Annotated in this window: 22 protein-coding genes; 6 read left to right on the top strand and 16 right to left on the bottom strand. The window is 70.9% G+C overall.

Translation table 11 applies throughout. The features are described from left to right. Nucleotide 1: 1 nt before the first annotated feature. Both JNB61_RS06690 and JNB61_RS06685 read right to left on the bottom strand, forming a co-directional pair. Nucleotides 2–754 carry a PDC sensor domain-containing protein gene (locus tag JNB61_RS06690; protein ID WP_220291231.1) on the bottom strand — a complete coding sequence of 251 codons (753 nt, stop codon included), beginning with the start codon at nt 752–754 and terminating at the stop codon, nt 2–4. Beyond that, entirely contained in the window at nt 751–1,536 is a 786-nt protein-coding gene (locus JNB61_RS06685) for a FadR/GntR family transcriptional regulator (protein WP_159840957.1), read from the bottom strand. Before JNB61_RS06685 ends, JNB61_RS06690 begins: the two co-directional genes overlap by 4 nt. Before the next feature lie 126 nt (nt 1,537–1,662). Between JNB61_RS06685 and JNB61_RS06680 the strand changes: the two genes are divergently transcribed. The 5 genes from JNB61_RS06680 (at nt 1,663) to JNB61_RS06660 (ending at nt 6,647) form a co-directional block, all read left to right on the top strand. After that, a complete protein-coding gene (locus tag JNB61_RS06680) occupies nt 1,663–2,697 on the top strand; it encodes an ABC transporter ATP-binding protein (RefSeq protein WP_220291233.1) in 1,035 nt (344 codons plus the stop codon). Nucleotides 2,698–2,770: 73 nt separating this feature from the next. After that, on the top strand, nt 2,771–3,946 hold the full coding sequence (locus JNB61_RS06675) for an ABC transporter substrate-binding protein (RefSeq protein WP_201448701.1): 1,176 nt from the start codon (nt 2,771–2,773) through the stop codon (nt 3,944–3,946). A gap of 76 nt (nt 3,947–4,022) precedes the next feature. Beyond that, nucleotides 4,023–4,973: an ABC transporter permease gene (locus JNB61_RS06670; RefSeq protein ID WP_223214685.1), complete on the top strand. Its 951-nt coding sequence runs from the start codon at nt 4,023–4,025 to the stop codon at nt 4,971–4,973. Nucleotides 4,974–4,982: 9 nt separating this feature from the next. Then, nucleotides 4,983–5,783: an ABC transporter permease gene (locus JNB61_RS06665; protein ID WP_159840961.1), complete on the top strand. Its 801-nt coding sequence runs from the start codon at nt 4,983–4,985 to the stop codon at nt 5,781–5,783. A 213-nt stretch (nt 5,784–5,996) separates the two neighbouring features. Further along, nucleotides 5,997–6,647, top strand: a complete 651-nt coding sequence (locus tag JNB61_RS06660) for a PadR family transcriptional regulator (protein WP_220339141.1) — start codon at nt 5,997–5,999, stop codon at nt 6,645–6,647. A gap of 72 nt (nt 6,648–6,719) precedes the next feature. On the opposite strand, the gene JNB61_RS06655 is transcribed toward JNB61_RS06660, so the two are convergent. Together JNB61_RS06655 and JNB61_RS06650 are read right to left on the bottom strand one after the other, a co-directional pair. After that, entirely contained in the window at nt 6,720–7,754 is a 1,035-nt protein-coding gene (locus JNB61_RS06655) for a sensor histidine kinase (protein ID WP_220339140.1), read from the bottom strand. Continuing rightward, nucleotides 7,751–8,452 carry a response regulator transcription factor gene (locus tag JNB61_RS06650; protein WP_220339139.1) on the bottom strand — a complete coding sequence of 234 codons (702 nt, stop codon included), beginning with the start codon at nt 8,450–8,452 and terminating at the stop codon, nt 7,751–7,753. Before JNB61_RS06650 ends, JNB61_RS06655 begins: the two co-directional genes overlap by 4 nt. A 179-nt stretch (nt 8,453–8,631) precedes the next feature. Between JNB61_RS06650 and JNB61_RS06645 the strand changes: the two genes are divergently transcribed. Further along, nucleotides 8,632–9,096 carry a hypothetical protein gene (locus tag JNB61_RS06645; protein WP_220291241.1) on the top strand — a complete coding sequence of 155 codons (465 nt, stop codon included), beginning with the start codon at nt 8,632–8,634 and terminating at the stop codon, nt 9,094–9,096. Between the two features lie 35 nt (nt 9,097–9,131). On the opposite strand, the gene JNB61_RS06640 is transcribed toward JNB61_RS06645, so the two are convergent. The 12 genes from JNB61_RS06640 to JNB61_RS06585 all read right to left on the bottom strand — a co-directional run bounded on the left by JNB61_RS06640 (nt 9,132) and on the right by JNB61_RS06585 (nt 21,134). Continuing rightward, the gene (locus JNB61_RS06640) at nt 9,132–10,097 is read right to left on the bottom strand and encodes an NAD(P)/FAD-dependent oxidoreductase (RefSeq protein ID WP_220339138.1); all 966 of its coding nucleotides are present in this window, start codon (nt 10,095–10,097) and stop codon (nt 9,132–9,134) included. Next, nucleotides 10,090–10,419 carry a ferredoxin gene (gene fdxA / locus JNB61_RS06635; RefSeq protein ID WP_045299416.1) on the bottom strand — a complete coding sequence of 110 codons (330 nt, stop codon included), beginning with the start codon at nt 10,417–10,419 and terminating at the stop codon, nt 10,090–10,092. The genes JNB61_RS06640 and fdxA overlap by 8 nt, the downstream gene beginning before the upstream one ends. Next, a complete protein-coding gene (locus JNB61_RS06630) occupies nt 10,416–11,810 on the bottom strand; it encodes an FAD-dependent oxidoreductase (protein WP_220339137.1) in 1,395 nt (464 codons plus the stop codon). Before JNB61_RS06630 ends, fdxA begins: the two co-directional genes overlap by 4 nt. A gap of 45 nt (nt 11,811–11,855) precedes the next feature. Beyond that, nucleotides 11,856–12,692 (bottom strand): uroporphyrinogen-III C-methyltransferase, encoded by an 837-nt coding sequence (gene cobA, locus JNB61_RS06625; protein ID WP_220339136.1) that lies wholly within the window; start codon nt 12,690–12,692, stop codon nt 11,856–11,858. Continuing rightward, a complete protein-coding gene (locus JNB61_RS06620; RefSeq protein ID WP_159840973.1) occupies nt 12,689–13,609 on the bottom strand; it encodes an ABC transporter permease in 921 nt (306 codons plus the stop codon). The genes cobA and JNB61_RS06620 overlap by 4 nt, the downstream gene beginning before the upstream one ends. After that, nucleotides 13,599–14,444, bottom strand: coding sequence for an ABC transporter ATP-binding protein (locus JNB61_RS06615; protein ID WP_222855220.1), 846 nt, complete (start codon nt 14,442–14,444; stop codon nt 13,599–13,601). Before JNB61_RS06615 ends, JNB61_RS06620 begins: the two co-directional genes overlap by 11 nt. A gap of 2 nt (nt 14,445–14,446) precedes the next feature. After that, nucleotides 14,447–15,523 carry an ABC transporter substrate-binding protein gene (locus JNB61_RS06610; protein WP_220339135.1) on the bottom strand — a complete coding sequence of 359 codons (1,077 nt, stop codon included), beginning with the start codon at nt 15,521–15,523 and terminating at the stop codon, nt 14,447–14,449. A 55-nt stretch (nt 15,524–15,578) separates the two neighbouring features. Continuing rightward, nucleotides 15,579–16,889 carry a sulfate adenylyltransferase subunit 1 gene (locus tag JNB61_RS06605; protein WP_220339134.1) on the bottom strand — a complete coding sequence of 437 codons (1,311 nt, stop codon included), beginning with the start codon at nt 16,887–16,889 and terminating at the stop codon, nt 15,579–15,581. Next, nucleotides 16,889–17,803, bottom strand: coding sequence for a sulfate adenylyltransferase subunit CysD (gene cysD / locus JNB61_RS06600; RefSeq protein ID WP_201448702.1), 915 nt, complete (start codon nt 17,801–17,803; stop codon nt 16,889–16,891). Before cysD ends, JNB61_RS06605 begins: the two co-directional genes overlap by 1 nt. Then, nucleotides 17,800–18,543 (bottom strand): phosphoadenylyl-sulfate reductase, encoded by a 744-nt coding sequence (locus JNB61_RS06595; RefSeq protein WP_220292965.1) that lies wholly within the window; start codon nt 18,541–18,543, stop codon nt 17,800–17,802. The genes cysD and JNB61_RS06595 overlap by 4 nt, the downstream gene beginning before the upstream one ends. After that, nucleotides 18,540–20,327 (bottom strand): nitrite/sulfite reductase, encoded by a 1,788-nt coding sequence (locus tag JNB61_RS06590; RefSeq protein WP_222855219.1) that lies wholly within the window; start codon nt 20,325–20,327, stop codon nt 18,540–18,542. Before JNB61_RS06590 ends, JNB61_RS06595 begins: the two co-directional genes overlap by 4 nt. A gap of 114 nt (nt 20,328–20,441) precedes the next feature. Beyond that, nucleotides 20,442–21,134 (bottom strand): sirohydrochlorin chelatase, encoded by a 693-nt coding sequence (locus JNB61_RS06585; RefSeq protein ID WP_220339133.1) that lies wholly within the window; start codon nt 21,132–21,134, stop codon nt 20,442–20,444. Nucleotides 21,135–21,211 lie beyond the last annotated feature (77 nt).

Genomic DNA, 21,211 nt, shown 5'->3' with positions numbered 1-21,211 from the left:
GCTAGATTCCGACGACCAGCGCGAGCGACGTGTCGCCGCACGCGAGCACCGATGTGCCGTCCGCGAGGCGCACCGGCACCGGCGACAGCGCTCGCACGGCGGCGATGAGCCCGTCACCGCGGAGCATGGATCCGGGCTCGCGGCGAGCGTCGGTCGAGGTGACCACCCTGCCTGACGCGTTGACCAGGGTCGCGGGGGACCGGCCCGTGCGCAACACGGGCAGGAGCACGCGCTCGAGCCTGTCGACCAGCGCGTCCGCTCCGACGACGCCGATCATCGCGCCGTCGCGCATCACGGGGGTGGTGACCGTAACGGTGTAGTCGTCGGTGCACACGTAGTCGACGTACGGGCCGGTGAGATGGCGCGCGCCCGTCGCCTGGGGAACCCGCCACCACTCGAGCGCCGTGTAGTCGCGGAACTGCTCGTGCGACGGATCGTCGATCGTCGCCAGCCGCCGTACCCCGTCGGCGGAACTGGTCGTTCCGAGCCACCACGCGAGGTGCCACTGCGCATCGGCGAGCGCGCCCGGCGCCGCGACGAAGCCCGCGCCGGTGAGCAGCGTCGTGCCCGAGACGGCCGGCACGGCGAACGTCTCGACGAGTGGATCGACGGTCTCGGCAGTCAGCGCGTCGGCGGCGGCGAGCCGGTCCTCCAGCAGGTCGCGCCATCCGTCGATGGTGGCGAAGATGCCGTCGATGGTCGCGGCGACGCTGATCGCCACATCGGCTGCAGACCTCGTCGCGATGGTGGTCATGGGACGTCCTTCGGGTCGGATGCTGCGTCCTCGGCGCGCACGTCGATGCGAGCTCGCTCGTCGATGAGCCATTCGAAGGCGCTGTTGATATGTGTGATCGTCTCCGCGCGGGCCTTGTCGGGTGCGACGTCGCGGATCGCGTCGATCACCCGCGTGCGGGCGTTGGCGCTGCGGTCACGGTACTCCTGCTCCCGCAGGCACATCCAGAGCAGAGAGCCGGCCTCGCCCTGTAGGCGCATCTCCTCGTGCACGAGGCGCGGCGACTGACTGACTGCGGCGACCTCGAGCTGGAACCGGCTCACGGCGCGCCGCGCGCCGCCGGCGGTCGTGAGGTCCGCGGCTTGCGCGATGCGCATCAGCGTCTCGATGTCGTCGTCGCTCGCGCGGCTGGCGGCGGTCTCGGCAGCCGTGCCGGCGATCGCGGATGCGTGCAGGGCGAAATCGCGCAGCTCGATGCGGCTGAGTTCGCGCAGGCGCCGCTCCAAGAGACGCGTGGCCGCGTCGCGATCGAACGTGACGAAGCTTCCGCCGTCGCGGCCCCGGCGCGTCTTGACCAGTCCCTTGTCGCGCAGCACCTCCAGCGCTTCGCGGGCGGTGACGAGGGCGACTCCGAGGCTGCGCGACAGGTCGGCCTCACTGGGAAGGCGCTCGCCGTCGTGCAGGACGCCCGTCACGATCGCGTCGGTGAGCCGCTTCTCGACGAGTTCGGCCCTGCCCGTGCCGTCCAGCGGGGCGAACACGACGGCTCGGGCGGCGTCGACTCTTCCCGTCGCGTGTGGCATGGGACTCCCAGCTGGATCCGCGGAGGAGCCCTTCCTTCGCGGCTGTGACCCGACCGTAACACGCTCGTCCCCCTTTTGACATATGGATCCATATGATTAACTTCGACCGACATCGAGGGAGACGTCATGACCGAGCAGCAGCCCGCCATCCGGCTGACCGGACTCACGAAGGAGTTCGGGGCCGTCACCGCCGTGGACCATGTCGACCTCGAGATCGCCGCCGGCGAGTTCTTCTCGATGCTGGGCCCCTCGGGATCGGGCAAGACCACCGTGCTGCGGCTCATCGCCGGCTTCGAGCAGCCCACCGGCGGCACGATCCAGCTGTTCGGACAGGACGTCACGAAGAAAGCGCCGTTCGACCGCGATGTGAACACCGTCTTCCAGGACTACGCGCTCTTCCCGCACATGTCGGTGCTCGACAACGTCGCATACGGACTCCGGGTGCGGGGGATGGGCCGTGCGAAGCGCCGCGAGCTGGCGCTGGCGGCACTGGCCGCGGTGCGACTGGACCAGATGGCCGCGCGCAAGCCCTCGCAGCTATCGGGTGGCCAGCGCCAGCGGGTGGCTCTCGCGCGGGCCACCGTCGTGCAGCCGAAGGTGCTCCTGCTCGACGAGCCGCTCGGCGCCCTCGACCTCAAGCTCCGCGAGCAGATGCAGGTCGAGCTCAAGCAGATCCAGCGCGAACTCGGCATCACGTTCATCTTCGTGACGCACGACCAGGAGGAGGCGCTCACGCTCTCCGACCGGATCGCGGTGTTCCACGACGGCCGGATCGTGCAGCTCGGCACTCCGCAGGACCTCTACGAGCGTCCGGCGTCGCGCTTCGTCGCGGACTTCGTCGGCACGTCCAACCTGTTCGACCACGAGCGGTCCGCGGCCCTCATCGGCCGCGAAGGCGAGCACTCCATCCGCCCCGAGAAGCTCACGCTGGCCTCAGCGGCCGCCTCGGCTCCCGGCGAGCACTCGGCGGAGGGGACGGTGGTCGAGTCGATCTACGTGGGAAGCGGCATCCGTCGCGTGATCGATCTGGATGCCGGGATGCGGGTGACCGTGCTCGAACGCAATGACCGCACGCGCACGTCGGACGATGACCGCGGGAACCGCGTGCACGTCACGTGGCGCGACGAGGACGTCGTCTCGCTGATCCCGCCGGGCACCTGAGCCCACTCAGACCTGGGCGCCCGCGCCCCGGAACGCACAGCTCCACATCAAGAACAGCACCGAGAGGAACACCATGATGCGCACATCACGCGGAGCGCGCTTGGCCGCGACCGCCCTGACGGTCGGGTCGATCGTCGTCCTGGCCGGCTGCGGCACGTCCAGCGGCGGTGCCGCGCCGTCGGAAGAGGCCGAGGAGCTCGGCGACTACGAGGGTCAGGTGTCGATCCTCGCGTGGCCCGGCTACGTCGAGGACGGCAGCAACGATCCCGAGGTCGACTGGGTGACCGATTTCGAGGAGAAGACCGGCTGCGAGGTCACCTCCAAGACGTACGGCACGTCGGACGAGGCGGTCAACCTCATGAAGACCGGCGACTATGACGTCATCGCGGCATCCGGGGACGCGACGCTGCGTCTCATCGCGGCCGGCGACGTCGCACCCGTCAACACCGACCTCATCCCGAGCTACGCGGGGATCTACGACTTCCTCAAGGAGAAGGAGTGGAACTCGGTCGACGGCCAGTCGTACGGGGTCCCGCACGGGTACGGCGCCAACCTGCTCCTGTACAACACGGAGGTCGTCACCCCGGCGCCCACGTCGTGGGATGTCGTCTTCGACGGCGCGGACGCGTACTCGGGCAAGATCACCGCCTACGACTCCCCGATCTACATCGCCGACGCCGCCGTCTACCTGATGACCCATCAGCCCGACCTCGGCATCGAGAACCCGTACGCGCTCGACGAGGAGCAGTTCCAGGCCGCCGTCGACCTGCTGAAGGCGCAGCGGGCGCACGTCGGCGAGTACTGGTCGGACTACCTCAAGGAGATCCAGGCGTTCGAGACCGGTGACTCGGTGGCGGGCACCACGTGGCAGGTCATCCAGAACGTGCTCGCCGGCGGCGACGCGACCACCGAGGTGGTCCTGCCGGAGGAGGGCGCGACCGGATGGTCCGACACGTGGATGATCGCGTCCGAGGCGGAGAACCCGAACTGCGCGTACGCGTGGCTGGACTGGATCGCCAGCCCCGAGACCAACGCCGAGGCGACCGCCTACTTCGGTGAGGCTCCGTCGAGCCAGGAGGCGTGCGACTACCGCGACGACTGCGAGGCGTATCACGCCGGCGACGAGGAGTACGCGTCGCAGATCTGGTACTGGACCACGCCCATCGCGGACTGCGTCGACGGGCGCACCGACGTCGAGTGCGTCGACTACGCCCGCTGGACCGAGGCCTGGTCCGAGATCAAGGGCTGACGCCCGCCTGAACGGCCGGAGGCGGCGCCGCTCGACGACAGCGGCGTCGCCCCGGCCGGAACGACCGGAGAGACGGATGACCGACACCCTCACGCACGAGCCCGCAGGCTCCGCGCGACCCGCCGTGCCCGCGACGCGCGCCGTGCCCGCGCCACGTCCGACGCCCGCCCGGCGCGCCTCGGCGTGGTTGAGCGCGCACCCGCGCTTCCGCCTCGCGTTCCTGCTGACCGCGCCGCTGTTCTGGCTCGGCCTGGTCTACATCGTGGCGCTGGTGCTGCTGCTGGTGACGGCGTTCTGGACCGTCGACAGCTTCACGGGCGAGATCGTCACGGAGTGGACGCTCGACAACATCGTGACGGTGCTCACCGGGTCGCTGTACCAGACCGTGACGCTGCGCACCGTGGGGGTCGCTCTGCTCGTCACGGTCATCGATGTGGCGATCGCGCTGCCGATCGCGTTCTACATGGCGAAGGTCGCGTCGCCGCGGGCGCAGCGATTCCTCGTCATCGCCGTCCTGATGCCGCTGTGGGCGAGCTACCTGGTCAAGGCGTACGCGTGGCGCTCCGTCCTGTCGCAGGAGGGGATCCTCGAGTGGATCCTCGCGCCGTTCGGCCTCCATACACCGGGGTACGGACTCACCGCCACGGTCATCACACTGTCGTACCTGTGGCTGCCGTATGTGATCCTGCCCATCTACGCAGGACTCGAGCGTGTGCCGGACTCGCTGCTCGAGGCATCCGCCGATCTCGGCGGCCGGACGTGGCGCACCCTCGGGTCGGTGGTGCTGCCGCTGGCATTCCCGGCGATCATCGCGGGCACGATCTTCGCGTTCTCGCTGTCGCTCGGCGACTACATCACCGTGAACATCGTCGGCGGTGCGAACCAGATGCTCGGCAATCTCGTGTACACCAACGTCGGAGCCGCGAACAACCTGCCCCTCGCGGCGGCGATCGCACTCATCCCGATCGTGATCATCTTCGGCTACCTCGCTCTCGTGCGCCGCACCGGCGCCCTGAACAACCTCTAGGACCCGGCGATGCGACTCTCGCGACTGTCCCGCACCGTTCTCGGCATCGTCGCCGGGCTCATCCTCCTCGCCGTGTACCTCCCGCTGTTCGTGGTGCTCGTCAACTCGTTCTCGACGTCCACGTCGCTCACGTGGCCGCCGCCGGGGTTCACGCTGGAGTGGTGGGGCAAGGCGTTCCAGAGCACCGGCGCCATCGAGGCGGTGGGAACGAGCGTCGTGATCGCGCTGGTCGCGACGGCGGTCTCGCTCGTGCTCGGCACGCTCATCTCGCTGGCGCTGCAGCGGTTCGAGTTCTTCGGCCGTGACGCCATCTCGCTGCTGATCATCCTGCCGATCGCCCTGCCCGGCATCATCACGGGTATCGCGCTGAACAACTTCTTCCGCACCATCATGGGAGTGCCGCTGTCGATCTGGACGGTGGTGATCGCCCACGCGACGTTCTGCATCGTCACCGTGTTCAACAACGTCATCGCGCGCCTGCGGCGCACCGGCACGAACCTCGAGGAGGCCTCCGCGGATCTGGGCGCCGGCATCTGGACGACGTTCCGCCTCGTGACCTTCCCGCAGCTGCGCTCGGCGCTGCTCGCCGGGGCGCTGCTCGCGTTCGCGCTGAGCTTCGACGAGATCATCGTCACGACGTTCACCGCCGGGTCGGGTGTGACGACGCTGCCGATCTACATCCTCAACAACATGTTCCGCCCCAACCAGGCGCCGGTCGTCTCGGTCATCGCCGTGGTGCTGGTGATCGTGTCGATCGTTCCGATCTACCTCGCGCAGCGGCTGTCGGGCTCGGAGCAGACGCGGCGCTGACGGGGGCACATGCGGCGGGCGATCCCCGGATCGCCCGCCGCAGGGGTGGGTCATCGTCCCCACGCATGACCCACCCGCGGCGCGGCCTTTGTCCCCACGCGATGCCCCGCCGATGGTTACTGCAATCTGCAGTATAAGGTCGTTCCAGCGTCGCGGGATAGCCTTTACGTTCTGCGACGGCGACCCGAACGTCGGCGGGGAAGGAGCGTTGTCGTGCCCGAACGCGAACCCACGATCACGGGGTACCTCACGCTGGGCCTCCTGGCGGCACGCGATTGGTCGGCGTACCAGCTCGCCGAGCAGCTCGGCCGGGGCGTCGCGGAGCTCTGGCCGTCGGCGGACCGCGGGCGCTACGCGGTGCTCAACCGCCTCCACAAGGCGGGATTCGTCCAGACGCGGCAGGAGCACACCGGCAAGCGCGCCCGCACGATCTACTCGATCACGCCGGAGGGACGGGAGGCCCTCGCGGCATGGCTCCGCACGCCGGTGCGCCCGCCGAGCCTCGAGTTCGAAGGAATGGTGCGGGTGCTCCTGTCCGACCAGGGCTCGCTCGACGAGATGCGCGCGACGCTGGCGCGCACCCGGGAGCAGGCCCTCGCCAACCGCGAGATGTTCGCGCGGTACGCCGCGTTCATCAGCGCGACCGGCGGCACCTTCCCCGAACGCAGGCACCTGTTCGCACTCGCCAACACGTTCATGATCGGCCACTACGACCACATCATCTCGTGGGCGGACTGGGCCGAGCAGCAGATCGCGGAGTGGCCCGACACGGTGACGCCGGCGACCACTCACGGCGACCAGGTGCGAGAGATGCTCGCGCCCGGCCGGGAGCGGTTCCAAGCGGAACAGGAGGGCGCGCGCTGACGAGCGCCCTCCTCGTTCAGCTGCCGTGACGAGAAGAGGAGATCCTGGCCGGCCGCGTAGTCGGCGAGGGTCTCAGACCTCGACGGCGGCGGGCGTCTGACGCGGCGGGGCGACCGGCAGACTCAGTTCGAAGACGCATCCGCCGCCCGCGTTGCGCACGGTGGCCGTTCCCCGGTGCGCGTCCGCGACACTGCGGACGATCGCCAATCCCAGTCCGGCCCCCGCATCCGGCTGCCTCGCCGTCGTGCCGCGCCAGCCGGTCTCGAACACGTGCGGCAGGTCGGGCGGCGCGATGCCGCCGCAGGCGTCGGCGACGGCGACCACGACCGTGTGGTCGCGCAGCTCGACAGTGGTGCGGACAGTGGAACCGGCGGGGGAATGACGGATGCCGTTGCTCACGAGGTTCGCGACCGCACGCCGCAGCTCGCGCGCGGCGACGCGGGCTCGGACACCGGTCTGGGCGCCGCCCGCCAGCTCGACGCCGCCGGCCGCGGCGAGGGGACGGAGCGTGGCGACCGTGTCGGACACGAGGTCGCCGATGTCGATCTCCGTGCGTTCCAAGGCGACGGACGGCGCCTGAAGGCGGGAAAGCGTGAGCAGGTCGTCGACCATGTCGCTCATGCGCAGCGCGTTGCGCTGGATCGCCGTGGCCGCTGTTCCGGTGTCGGTGAGCACGCCGTCGCGGATCCCTTCGGCGGTGGCCTGGATGCCGGCCAGCGGGGTGCGCAGGTCGTGCGAGATCCACGCCACGAGGTCGCGCCGCTGGCCTTCCACCCGCCGCTCGGTCTCGGCGGCGGCGGCGGCGCGTTCGGCGGTGCGCGCTGCCGACTGGATCCGGGCGGCGATGACCACGCCCGCCGCGAGCGCTGCGGGGACGCTCGCGAGCAGCACGAGCAGCAGACCGGTCATGTCGGCGGGCGTCAGCAGCATCGATGCGGCGCCCACGAGCACACCGACCCCGACCGAGAGCACGACGACCAGCGGGGCGGCGACAGCTGCCAGCGCGATGCGCACCCGCGCCAGGGCGAGCACGATGACCGCCCCGAGGACGCCCGTCAGCGCTGCCGCCGCGGCCGACAGGAGCAGAGCGTCTGCGGATACGTTCACGGCGCAGCATCCCAGCGATATCCGAGGCCGAAGACGGTGACCAGTCGGCGGGGAGTGGAGGGCTGGGCCTCGATCTTGTCGCGGAGCCGGCTGACGTGCACGGTCACTGTCGATGCGTCGCCGAAGTCCCACCCCCACACCTCGCGCATGAGGTCGTCGCGTCGCACGGCGTCGCCGGGGTGGCCGACGAACCAGGAGAGCAGATCGAACTCGCGAAGCGTGAGCGTCAGTTCCCGCCCGCCGAGATGCACACGACGGGCGCGCCGGTCGACGGTCAGGTCGCCGTCGACGACGACGACCGGCTGCTGCGGCGGTCGGTCCGTGTCGAGTTCCGGGCTGCTGCGCCGCAGCACGGACTGCACGCGGAGCACCAGCTCGCGCGGGCTGAAGGGCTTGGTCACGTAGTCGTCGGCCCCGACCTCGAGCCCGCGGATTCGGTCGTCCTCCTCGCCGCGGGCGGTGAGCATCACGATCGGGATGCCGGGCGACCTCCGACGCAGCCGTCGACAGACCTCGAAGCCGTCGACGCCCGGAAGCATGAGGTCGAGGACGACGAGGTCCGGGGGCTCCGTCGCGGCCAGCTCGAGGGCGTCGATCCCGTCTGCCGCCCGCCGGACGACCATGCCGGCGCGTTCCAGGTACGCGGCGACGACCTCGCCGACGCTCTCGTCGTCGTCCACGACCAGGACCTTGCCCACGACGTCAGAATAGGCGCGGCGCAGGCGGCACGCACCGTTCGCTGCCCGGTGCGGGGGAGGCGAAAGAAGTCCGTAAGAACACGGTGAGGAGCCGGTCATGGAGTCCTCCGGCGGTGACGCGTTGACTGGGGTCGTTCCGGTCGAGCGGCCGGTGGAAGGGTAGAAAGCCAATGCCTGGTATGCAGTCCTCACGGAGCCGGCTGATCGCCGGAGTTCTCGGCGCCGCCATCGGCGCACTCTCTCTCGCCGCAGCGACCCCGGCCTTCGCCGCGGGGTCCGGGGGCGTCACCGACGACGGCGTGATCTACGTGGACCACGAGCTGTGGCGCACGGTGGCTACGCCGACAGATCTGTCGCACACGCGCGCGCCGGCGCAGTCGTGGGACATCATCTACAGCTTCGGCGGCCTTCAGATGAGCGTCGCAGAGGTGGCGCCCGGTGATCCGGGCTTCAACGGCGGCCGCTGGCAGGTGCACGCCCTGTCGGCCCCCAACGGCTACGCCGCCGCACTGGCCTCCGGCGACCTCGACCATGACGGCGTCCTCGACGCGGCCGACGAGGTGCGGGCCGCCCTGACGGCGGGCGACCTCATCGACAACGGCGTCGTCAAGCAGTTCGTCTGCACCCTCAACCGGGTGCCGTAGACCGCGCCACCGGCCGGCGCGCGGGCGCGCCGGCCTCAGTGGGCGGTGCTCACCCCGACGAGATCGTGGACCATCACCGCGGCCGCGCGTGCGCCCTGCCCCGCGGCGACGATGAGCTGCTGCGGACCCGGGGACGCAGCATCCCCGGCGGCATACAGGCCCGGGACCGATGTACGCCCCGAGCGATCGGTGACCAGGTTGCCGGACGCATCGCGCTCGAGGTCGATGCCGCCCACGAAATCGAGCGCGGGGTGCCACTGCGGCCGCACGAAGCCGCCGTCGATCTCGACGCGAGCGCCGTCGGCGAGGCGCACCGCCGTGACGGTGCCGCGGTCGCCTTCGAGGTCGTCGATGATCCGTCGTTCGACGACGATCCCGGATGCTGCGAGCTCGGCCTCTTCGACCGTGTCCACCGCGTCCGATCCGTTCGTGAAGACGGTGAGCCTGTCGGTCCAGCGGGCGATGAGCCGGGCACGGGCGGCGAGATCGCGGGTCTCGCCGATGAGGGCGAGCGGCCGGTCCTGCAGCTCCCACGCATCGCACGCGGCGCAGCTGAAGACCGTCATGCCGTAGAACGCCCGCAGGCTCGGGATGGCGGGGAGCGTCTCGCGCAGGCCGGTGGCGACGAGCACCGAGCGCGCGGCCACCGCGGGCGGAGTGCCGGTCCCGCGCCCCCGCAGCGCCGCGAGGAAGCGGAGTCCCTCGCCGCAGTCGCGCATCTGCAGCGCGGTCACGACGGTCCGGTCGAACACCTGCACGTTCGGGTAGGCGGTGAGCTCGGCGCGCGCCAGCTTGCGCAGCTCGAGTGGCGGGACGCCGTCGCGCGTGAGGAAACCGTGCGAGCGCAGCGTCGCGGCGTTGCGCGGGCGGCCGGCGTCGATGAGGGCGACCGACGCGCGGGCGCGCCCGAGATTGAGCGCCGCCGACAGCCCGGCCGGACCGCCGCCGATGATGACGACATCGACCTCGGTCGAGGGGGTGGCGGAAGGGGAATCAGTCATGGCCGTCTCCTTGGGGAGGAAGCGCCGCGATGACCGGGTGGTCCTTCGCGATGACGCCGGTCTTGGCCGCACCGCCAGGCGAGCCGATGTCGTCGAAGAACTCGACGTTCGCGGTGTAGTAGTCCTGCCACTCTTCCGGCAGGTCGTCCTCGTAGTAGATCGCCTCGACCGGGCAGACCGGCTCGCAGGCGCCGCAGTCGACGCACTCGTCGGGGTGGATGTACAGCGACCGCTCGCCCTCGTAGATGCAGTCCACCGGGCACTCGTCGATGCAGGCTCGGTCCTTCACATCGACGCACGGCAGGGCGATCACGTACGTCATTTGACGAGCGCTCCCCGCGAGATCGCGACCTGCTCGTCGCGCGGGACGACCTTGACGCGCTCGCGCGTGTGGAGGTGGTTCGCCCCGAGCTCGCGCTCGTGCGCGTCGAGGGCCAGCCAGCCGTCCCACGTCGTGAAGGCGACCTCGCGCTCGTCCAGCAGGTCGAGCACGTCACCGTCCACGGTCGGAGCCGACAGGCGCCCGGCCTCGACATCCGAGACGAGGTGCCCGATGGTCTCCATCGCGTCGGACTTGGTGTGGCCGATGAGGCCCACCGGTCCGCGCTTGATCCAGCCCGTGGCGTACAGGCCGGCGATCACCGGGGCGTCGACGTCGCCGGTGGTGGTGGCATCCTTCACCCGTCCCTCGACGTTCGAGACCACGCCGGCCTTCTCGTCGAACGGCGCGTCGATCACGGGGGTGCCGTAGTAGCCGACGGCGCGGTAGACCTGCTGCACGGGGTAGTCGCGGAACTCGCCGGTGCCGCGAACGCGGCCGTCCTCGGTGGGCTCGGTGCGCTCGAAGCGGAGGCCCTCCACGCGGTCGGAGCCGAGCACCTCGACGGGCGAGTGGTAGAAGTGCAGGTGCAGGCGGCGGCTCGCGCCGGTCGACTCGCGCGTGCGCCAGCTCTGCAGGATGCGCAGCATGACCTTCAGCTGGTTGTTCGCGGGCACGAGGCCCTCGAGATAGGCGAAGTCCTCGTCGCTCACGACGATGTCGACGTTCGGCACCTCGCCGAGCTCGCGCAGCTCGATCGGCGTGAACTTGATGTCGGCGGGCCCGCGGCGGCCGAAGACGTGCACGTCGGTGACGGCCGACGCCTCGAGCCCGGCGAGCACGTTGTCGGCGATCTCGGTCGAGCGGAGGTCGACGGCGTGCTTGGCGAGGATGCGGGCGACGTCGAGCGCGACGTTGCCGTTGCCGATGACGGCGACCTCGGGCTGGTCGAGGGTCCACTCGGTGGGCACGTCGGGGTGTCCGTCGAACCACGCCACGAAGTCGGCGGCGCCGTACGAGCCGGGCAGGTCGATGCCGGGGATGTCGAGCGCGGCGTCGCGGATCGCGCCCGTGGCGAGGATCACCGCGTCGTAGCGCTCCTGAAGCTCGTCGATCGAGATGTCGCGGCCGACCTCGACGTTGCCGATGAACCGGGTGGTGCCGGCATCCAGCATCTCGTGCAGCGAGTTGACGATGCCCTTGATGCGGGGGTGGTCGGGCGCGACGCCGTAGCGGATCAGGCCGTAGGGCGCCGGCAGCGACTCGAACAGGTCGATGGCGACGGTACCGCCCGCCTCGACCACGGAGTTCGTGAGGATGTTGCCGGCGTAGATGCCGGCGGGCCCCGCGCCGACGATCGCGACGCGGAGGTTCTGAAGGCTCGAAGAAGTCACTGTGGTCTCTTTCGGGTCAGGAGGAGGTTCGCGGGGGCGGTCTGGTCAGGCGCGCCGCGGCGGGGTGAGGGGGTCGTACTGGGAGAGATCGAGGGTCGCGAGTTCCGCGGGCGCATACGGGCTGAGCCGCACGACGTCGCCGACGACCACGACGGCGGGGGAGCGGATGCCTCGCTCGGCGGCCTGGTGCGCGATGGTCGCGAGCGTGCCGACCGTGACCCGCTGGCGGGGTCCGTACCCGTCCTCGACGACGGCGACGGGGCAGGCCGCGCCGCGCTCGCCGCGGGCCAGCGTGATCGCGGAGTTCGCGAGCGTGCCGATGCCCATGAGGAGCACGACGGTGTGGTCGCGGCCGCCGCCGAGGCTTTCGATCTGGTCGTGGGCCGTGGCGACGGTGAAGGCCGTCGCGACCCCACGATGGGTCAGCGGGATGCCGGCGATCGCGGGCACCGAGATGGCGCTGGTGATACCCGGAACAACCTCGACGGCCACGCCCGCCTCCTGGCACGCGTGCAGCTCCTCGCCACCGCGGCCGAAGACGTAGGGGTCGCCGCCCTTGAGCCGGACGACGGTCTTGCCCTCCTGGCCCAGGTGGACGAGGAGCGCATTGATGGCGTCCTGCGGAACGGCGTGGTGGCCGGGGCGCTTGCCCACGTCGACGACCTCGGCCCGCAGCTCGACGCCGTCGGCGGCGAGGCCGTCGAGCACCGCGCGCGCACCGAGGCGGTCGGCGACGATCACGTCGGCCGCCTCGAGGGCGCGCAGGCCCTTGACGGTGAGGAGGCCCGCGTCGCCGGGTCCGGCCCCGACCAGCCACACCTTGCCGGCGCCGCGTTTCGTCTCGTCGCTTCGCTCGTCGCTCGACGACCGGGGGCCGGTCATCGGACGCCTCCCGTGATGAGCAGGCCGCGGCGCTTCAGCATCCGTCGCTCCAGCGGCCCGAAGAAGACGAGCTCGATGAGGATGCCGATGGCGAGGATGAGGATGATCGTGGCGAGGACACCGGCCATGTCGGCGAGCTCGCGCGACTGGTCGAGCATCGAGCCGAGACCGAAGCCGATCGAGCCGCCGGTCGCGATGATCTCGGCGGCCATGAGCGAGCGCCACGAGAACGCCCAGCCCTGCTTGAGGCCGGCGAGGTAGCCGGGGAGTGCCGCAGGCAGCACGACGGCCGTGGCCAGTTGCCAGCGCGAGGCGCCGAGCACCGTGCCGACGCGGCGCAGCTGCGGGGGTACCTGGTCGATGCCGGCGATGAGGCCGTTGACGATCGACGGGATGGCGCCCATCAGGATCACGAAGTAGACGGTCGCGTCCGACAGTCCGAACCAGATGATGGCGGCGGGAACCCAGGCCACCGACGGCAGCACCTGCAGTCCCGAGATGATGGGACCGACCGCGCGACGGATGGGGCGTACCTCGGCCAGCAGCAGCCCGATGGGCGTGCCGACGATGATCGCGATCAGGAAGCCGACGATTCCGCGCTCGAGGCTCGTCGCGACGGCCTCCTGCAGACGCCCGGTGTCCCACGCGAGGCCCAGCGCGTTCCATACGTCGACGGGGCTCGGAACCTTGTCGGGGCGGGGGTCGGCGATCACGACGTAGAGCTGCCACGCGACGATCAGCAGGATGACGAAGACGACGGGGGGCACGACGCTGGCGGTGATGCGGCGCCAGCGGCTCGGACCGCGCCCGGCGTCGGTCTGCAGGCGATCGAGGCCGGCTTCGAGGGAGCGCAGGTCATCCGAATGCGCGGATGCCGCAGCATCCGTCTTCGCTGCGGTCAGGGTGTCATGCGGCATTGCGGCGGATCTCCTCCCGCAGCTGCTCGGTGATCTCCACCGAGAGGGCGGCGACCTCGGGCGACTCGATGCGCCGGCCGGTCGTCTTCGCGATCTTCCACTCCTGGACGATGCGGCCGGGACGGCTCCCCATGAGGACGACGCGCTGGCCGAGGCGGGCGGCCTCGCGCACGTTGTGGGTGACGAACACGATGGTGCGGCCGGTCGCGCGCCACACCCGTTCGAGCTCCTCGTGGAGGAGGTCTCGCGTGATCGCGTCGAGCGCCGCGAACGGCTCGTCCATCAGCAGCACGGGTCGGTCCTGCGCGAGGGCGCGGGCGAGTGCGACGCGCTGGCGCATGCCGCCCGAGAGTTCGTGCGGGCGCTTCTCGGCAGCATCCGCGAGATTCACGGTGTCGAGGAGGGCGAGCGCCTTCTCGCGCCGCTCGCCGCGCGGGACGCCGCGCAGGCGCAGCGCGAGCTCCACGTTCTTGCGGGCGGTGAGCCACGGCATGAGCGCCGACTCCTGGAACATCACGGCAGAGCCCTCGGCCGGGGTCTCGATGCGGCCGGCGCTCGGCTTGTCGAGGCCCGCGATGAGGTTCAGCAGCGTCGACTTGCCGCATCCCGACGCGCCCAGCAGGCACACGAACTCGCCGGGAGCGATGGCGAGTGACACATCGTCGAGCACGATCGGACCGGAGCCGAAGCGCTTGGAGACCCCGTCGATCTGCACGGCGGGAGCGGGAGCGGGCGCCGCGACGGGCACCGGCGTGACGCTGTCGAAGCTCGGGGCGAGCGGCTTGGTCGTGCCGGCCGCGGCCGGCGCCGAGGCGTTGACGGGTGAGGTGCTCATGGTCAGTCCTTGCCGAGTCCGGCGGCGGAGACGGGTTCTTCTCCGGCGGCTTCGAGCTGCTCGTTGAGCAGGGTCAGGTCGAACAGGCCGTCGATGGAGCCGTCTTTCTGGGTGCCGGCCTGGATGCCGTTCTCGACGAGGGTCTGGAAGGTGTCGGCGTGCGGGTCGACGGAGAACGACACGTGCTGCAGCGCCCGGGTGATGACCTCGTCGGCCAGCGGCTTGCCGGTCTCCTTCTCGATCGCCCCGTTGATCACCGCCGGCGCCTGGTCGGGGTTGTCCGCGATCCACTGCACGGCGGCCTCGTGGCCGGTGAGCAGGTCGGCGACCACGTCGGGGTGCTCGTCGAGGAACTCGGTGCGCACCAGCAGCACGGTGGTGGGGAACTGGCCGTCCTCCCACAGCTCGGCCTCGTCCTGCAGCACGTGCGCGCCGGCGTCGACGATCAGCCGGGACACCCACGGTTCGGGCAGCCAGGCGCCGTCGAGCTGCCCGTCCTGGAACAGCGTCAGCGTCTGCGCGTTCTCGGTCGGGGTGATCTGCACGTCCCCGCCGCCGGAGGTGTCGGTCTCGAACCCCTGGTCGGCCAGCCACACCCGGGCGGCGACGTCCTGCGTGTTGCCCAGCTGCGGCGTCGCGATCGTGGTGCCCTCCAGGTCGGCCGGGTCGTCGATGCCGTCGCGGACCACCAGCGCCGCCCCACCGGTCGCGGCCCCCGCGATGATCCGGGCGGACTCGCCACCGGACTGGATGAACGTGTTGATCGACGGGTTCGGGCCGATATAGGTCGCATCGATCGCGCCCGCCGAGAGCGCCTCGATCGCCGCCGGGCCGGCGTTGAACACCTGGGTGGTCACCTCGACATCGCCCAGCGCGTCGGCGAACAGCCCCTCCTCCAACCCGACCAGCGCGGGTGCGTGGGTCACGTTCGCGAAATACCCCAACCGCAGCTCATCCACCGACGGGCCACCATCACCCGCGGTCTCGCCCGGCTCCGCTGCGGCGGAGGCGCAGCCGGCCATCATCGCGGCCACGAGTCCCAGGGTTGTGAGTGCTGTCGCGGTGCGGATCTTGTTCACGGTGTCGCCTCCTTCAGGTTCGGTGTCGCGGGTGTGCGTTGCGATGCGGACGGGTTCAGTCGCGCACGATGCCGGCGGCGAGTGTCGCACCGTCGGCGGGATGGATCACGAGGAAAGAGCCCCCGTGGCGGCTGGTGGCGTAGGGCTCGAGCGGAAGGTCGCCCGCCAGTCGCAGCCGCACCCGGCCGATGTCGTTGGTCTCGAGGGTCTGCGTCGGCTCGTGCGTGAGCGCATCGAGGTCGTAGCGCGACTCGATCTGCGCGACGATCGCCTGCACGGTCGCGGTCCCGTGCTTCACGAGGACGCGGATGCCGGGCGTCAGCGCCCGCGCGTCCAGCTGGAAGAGCTCGGCATCGAACTCGCGACGCCCCGCCGGGAGCGTCCCGGCGGAGCCGACGAGGGCTCCGCGGGCGGTGTCGATGTCGCGGTCGAACTCGAGCGAGATGGACTGCGGTGCCGTCGCCTCGTCGACCTCGGCGCCCGCTGCGCGGATGCCGGTCACCGTGGTGGCCGAGCCGCCCGGGAAGATCTCGACCCGGTCCCCGACGCGCACGACGCCGCTGGAGATGCGGCCCGCGACGGCGCGGTAGTCGCGCAGGCGCTCCGCCTCGGCGGGGTCGATTCCGGGGGCGAGGCCCCCTTGCGGGCGCAGCACGAGCTGTACGGGGAGGCGGAAGGGCTCGCCCTCCCGCTCGGCGTCGTCGGCGGCGGGCAGGGTTTCGAGAAGCTCGAGCAGCGCCGGCCCGTCGTACCACGGCGTGCGCTCCGAGCGGTCGACGATGTTGTCGCCCCCGAGCGCCGACACCGGGATGACGTGCAGATCCTCGATGCCGAGCTCGGCCGCGACCGCCTCCGCCTGCGACGCCACCTCGGCGAACGTCTCCTGAGAGAACCCGACGAGGTCGATCTTGTTGACCGCGACGATCACGTGGGGAACGCGCAGCAGCGCGACGACGGCGAGGTGCCGCTTCGTCTGCTCGAGCACGCCCTTTCGCCCGTCGACGAGCACGATCACGGCGTCGGCGGTGGTCGCGCCGGTGACCATGTTGCGCGTGTACTGCACGTGGCCGGGGCAGTCGGCGAGGATGAACGAGCGCGCGCCGGTCGAGAAGTAGCGGTAGGCGACGTCGATCGTGATGCCCTGCTCGCGCTCGGCGCGCAGGCCATCGGTGAGGAGGGCGAAGTCGAAGTCGCCGTGCGCGAAGCCGCGATCCGCCGACGTGCGGGCGACCTGCTCGAGCTGGTCGGCGAGGATCGCCTTCGAGTCGTGCAGCAGGCGGCCGACGAGCGTCGACTTGCCGTCGTCCACGGAGCCGGCGGTGGCGAACCGGAACAGCGTCGGGGTGGCGGTGAGAGTCGCAGTCATCAGAAGTACCCGTCCTTCTTGCGGTCCTCCATGGCCGCCTCGCTGAGGCGGTCGTCGGCGCGCGTGGCACCGCGCTCGGTGAGGGTGGAGACGGCGACCTCGGCGACGATCGCGGCGAGGTCCGCGGCATCCGATTCCACCGCTCCGGTGCAGCTCATGTCGCCGACCGTGCGGTAGCGCACGGTACGGCGCTCGACCGTCTCGTTCTCGCGCGGCGGCGAGAAGGGGCCGACGGGACGCCACATGCCGTCGCGGGCGTACACGTCGCGCTCGTGTGCGAAGTACAGCGGCGGCAACGCGATGCCCTCCCGCTCGATGTAGCGCCAGACGTCGAGCTCGGTCCAGTTCGAGATCGGGAACGCGCGGACGTGCTGGCCCGGGGTGTGGCGGCCGTTGTAGAGGCTCCAGAGCTCGGGGCGCTGGTTGCGCGGGTCCCACTGGCCGAACTCGTCGCGCAGGGAGATGATGCGCTCCTTGGCGCGGGCCTTGTCCTCGTCGCGACGCGCACCGCCGAAGACGGCGTCGTGGCGGCCGGCCGCGATCGCGTCGAGGAGCGGCAGCGTCTGCAGCGGGTTGCGCGTGCCGTCCGCGCGCTCCTGCAGGCGGCCGTCGTCGATGTAGTCCTGGACCTTCGCGACCTCGAGCCGGATGCCGAGGCGCTCGACGGTCTCGTCGCGGAAGGCGAGGACCTCGGGGAAGTTGTGGCCGGTGTCGACGTGCAGCACCGGGAACGGCACCTTGCCGGGCGCGAACGCCTTGGTGGCGAGGTGCAGCACGACGACGGAGTCCTTCCCGCCGGAGAAGAGCAGCACGGGCCGCTCGAACTCGGCGACGACCTCGCGGATGACGTGGATCGCCTCGGCCTCGAGGAGGTCGAGCGTGGACAACGCGGTGGGGGCGGCGGTGACGGTCATTCGTGGAGCCCGCATTCGGTCTTCGAGGACCCGGCCCAGCGGCCGGATCGGGGGTCTTCGCCGGGAGCGACCGGCTTCGTGCACGGCTCGCAGCCGATCGAGGGGTAGCCGAACCCGACGAGGAGGTTCACCGGCGCCTTGTGCGCCGCTGCGTACGAGAGCACGTCGTCGAAGCTCCACGCGGCGACCGGGTTCACCTTGACCAGGCCGTTGCGCTCGTCCCACGTCACGAGCGGAGTGTTCGTCCGGGTCGGTGCCTCGTCGCGGCGGACGCCCGTGAACCACACCTCGTAGCCGCCGAGCGCCTGCTGAAGCGGCGCGACCTTGCGGCGCGCGCAGCACAGGCTCGCGTCGCGCTCGAAGAGCTTCGCGCCGAACTCGGCGTCCTGCTCGGCGACGGTCTGCTCCGGCGTGATGTCGACGATCCGCACGTCGAGTGCGCGCTGCACCTCGTCGCGCGTCGCGTAGGTCTCGGTGAAGTGGTAGCCGGTGTCGAGGAACAGCACGTCGACGCCGGGCAGCTGCTCGGCCACCAGGTGGGGAAGAGCTGCGTCGGCCATCGAGCAGGCGACGGCGGCGGCATCCGTCCCGAAGTTGCGTGCGACCCAGGCGACGACCTCGGCGGCGGATGCCTCGTGGTCGGTCAGGCTGCCGAGCTCGAGGTTGCCCTGCTCGGCGAGGGCCTTGAGCTCTTCGTGCGTGCGCTTCGCGGTGACGCGGGGTGCGAGGGAGACGGTCACTGGAGGGCCTCCTCGTCGGCGCGGTGCGCCCACTGGGCGAACGTCTCGTCGGCAGCGGCGTCGCGCTCGGCGAGGAACCGCTTGACGACGCGCTCGGTGTAGTCGGCGATGCCGTCGGCGGCGACCTTCAGTCCCCGCACCGTGCGGCCGAGGCCGGCGTCGTCGCGGTCGGCGTTCACGAGCCCGCCGCCGAGGTGCACCTGGTACCCCGGCACCTGCTCGCCGTCGATGGTCACGAGCTGACCCTTCAGGCCGATGTCGGCGGTCTGGATACGGGCGCACGAGTTGGGGCAGCCGTTGACGTGCAGGGAGATCGGATGCGGCAGCTCGAACTGCTCGAGACGCTTCTCGAGATCGAGCACCGCTGCCGTCGCGTACGCCTTGGTCTCGACGATCGCGAGCTTGCAGAACTCGATGCCGGTGCACGCGATCGTGCCGCGGCGGATGAGGCTCGGGCGCGCCGACAGCCCGAGCTCGTCGAGGCCCGCGATGAACGGCTCGACGTTCTCTTCGGCGATGTCGAGGAACACGAGCTTCTGGTGAGGCGTGGTGCGCAGGCGCGTCGAGCCATGGGCCTCGAGCAGGTCGGCGAGCTTCGCGAGCGTCGGGCCCGAGACGCGGCCGACGATCGGCGTCGCACCGATGTAGAAGCGGCCGTCCTTCTGCTTGTGAACGCCGACGTGGTCGCCCTGCGTGAGGGGCTTCGGGGCGGCGGGGCCGTCCGGCAGGGCGTAGCCGAGGTACTCGTCCTGCAGCACCTGACGGAACTTCTCGGTGCCCCACTCGGCGAGCAGGAACTTCAGGCGGGCCTTGTTGCGCAGGCGCCGGTAGCCGTAATCGCGGAAGATCTGCGCGACGCCGTGCCAGGCATCGGCGACCCGCTCGGGCGAGACGAAGACGCCGAGGCGCTCGGCGAGGCGCGGGGTGGTCGAGAGGCCGCCGCCGACCCACAGGTCGTAGCCGATGCCCAGCTCGGGGTGCTCGACCGCGACGAATGCGACGTCGTTGATCTCATGGACGACGTCCTGGCTCGGATGGCCGGTGATCGCGGACTTGAACTTGCGGGGCAGGTTCGCCAGGGACTCGTCGCCGATGAAGCGCGAGGTGATCTCGTCGATCTGCGCGGTCGGGTCGATGAGCTCATCGGCCGAGATGCCGGCGACGGGCGAGCCCAGGATGACGCGGGGCACGTCGCCGCACGCCTCGGTCGTGCCGAGGCCGACGGCCTCCAGGCGGCGCCAGATCTCGGGCACGTCCTCCACGCGCACCCAGTGCAGCTGCACGTTCTGGCGGTCGGTGAGGTCGGCGGTGTCGCGTGCGAAGTCGGTCGAGATGCCGGCGATGACGCGCAGCTGCTCGGTGGTGAGCTGGCCGCCGTCGATGCGCACGCGCATCATGAAGTACTCGTCCTCGAGCTCTTCGGGGGTCAGGGTGGCGGTGCGGCCGCCGTCGATGCCGGGCTTGCGCTGCGTGTACAGACCCCACACGCGGAACCGGCCGTGCAGGTCGGTCGGGTCGATCGATGCGAAGCCGCCCTGCGAGTAGACGTTCTCGATGCGCTCGCGCACGCTCAGGCCGTTGTCGACCTGCTTCCACTCCTCGTTGCCGTTGAGCGGGGTGGTGCCGTCGACCTTCCACTGGCCGTTCGGCTTCGACGACGCGCGCGGCGGGCGCACGGCCGCGCGCGGGCGCTCGGCTTCGCGCGCTTCGGTGTCGCTGATGGTCACGGTGGCCTCCGGGGTGAATCCCGGGGCGTCCCCCGGGCGGGACCCTATCGAGTCCATTGCCCGAGGCTAGAAGCGAGCGTGCGTGAGACCTATCCGAGCGTCAAGAGGCGTTAACCGACGTAACCGTGCGTCACACAGTTGCGGACGCGCGCTTTTGTCGACTCGATTCGGCTACCTGGCGGCTTCGTTGTAGCGATCGACCACGATGTCGACCACGGACGCGGGCGGCTCGTCGTCGCCGAGCAGCGGCGGTGCGACGGGCGCGCCGGCGGCGAGCCGCACGGCGAGGTCGTGGAAGTACCCCGGCGCGAGGAGGTAGTCGGCGACGACGACGCGCTCGGCGTGCGTCTTGGCGTCCGCGACGGCCGCATCGACGCGCGGGTCGGCGGCCGCGAGGAAGCCGACCGTGGTGTCCCGGTCGAGTCTGGCGCTCAGCATCCGTCCGATCTCGCGGCAGTCCTCGTTCGCGCGGTCGTCGGTGGAGCCGGCCACTGCGAGCACGACGGCGTCGTCCGGCCCCGGGGCGAGGGGCGCGAGACGAGCCATCAGGGCGTCGACCAGTCGCGCATCGGGACCGAGCGCCGGCGCGATGACGATCCCCGCGCGCCCCGCGGACTGCTCGATGAGGTCGACGCGCACGTGATACCCCGCGGACAGCAGCAGCGGCACGATCACGACGGGCGTCCCTTCGGGGATCGCATCGAGGGATGCCGCGACATCCGGCTGTTGCACGTCGACGTGCCCGAGCCGCACCGTGACGTCGGGGAGCCGCTGGGCGACGGCATCCACCAGCGCGGCCACCGCCGCCTGCCCCGCGGGCGACGACGTACCGTGCGAGATGGCGAGGAGCGCGGGCTGGGGCATGTGGCCCATTGTGCCCCGCGCGTGTGACGCGCGTGTGACCGCGTCGTCCGTCGTCCCCTCCGTCCCCCCGTTCCCTC

The organism is Microbacterium ureisolvens (assembly GCF_019511645.1).
In the GTDB taxonomy this organism is placed as follows: domain Bacteria; phylum Actinomycetota; class Actinomycetes; order Actinomycetales; family Microbacteriaceae; genus Microbacterium; species Microbacterium ureisolvens_A.
The sequence above is the reverse complement of the archived record's forward strand: the minus strand, read 5'-3'. Positions and strand labels throughout refer to the sequence as shown.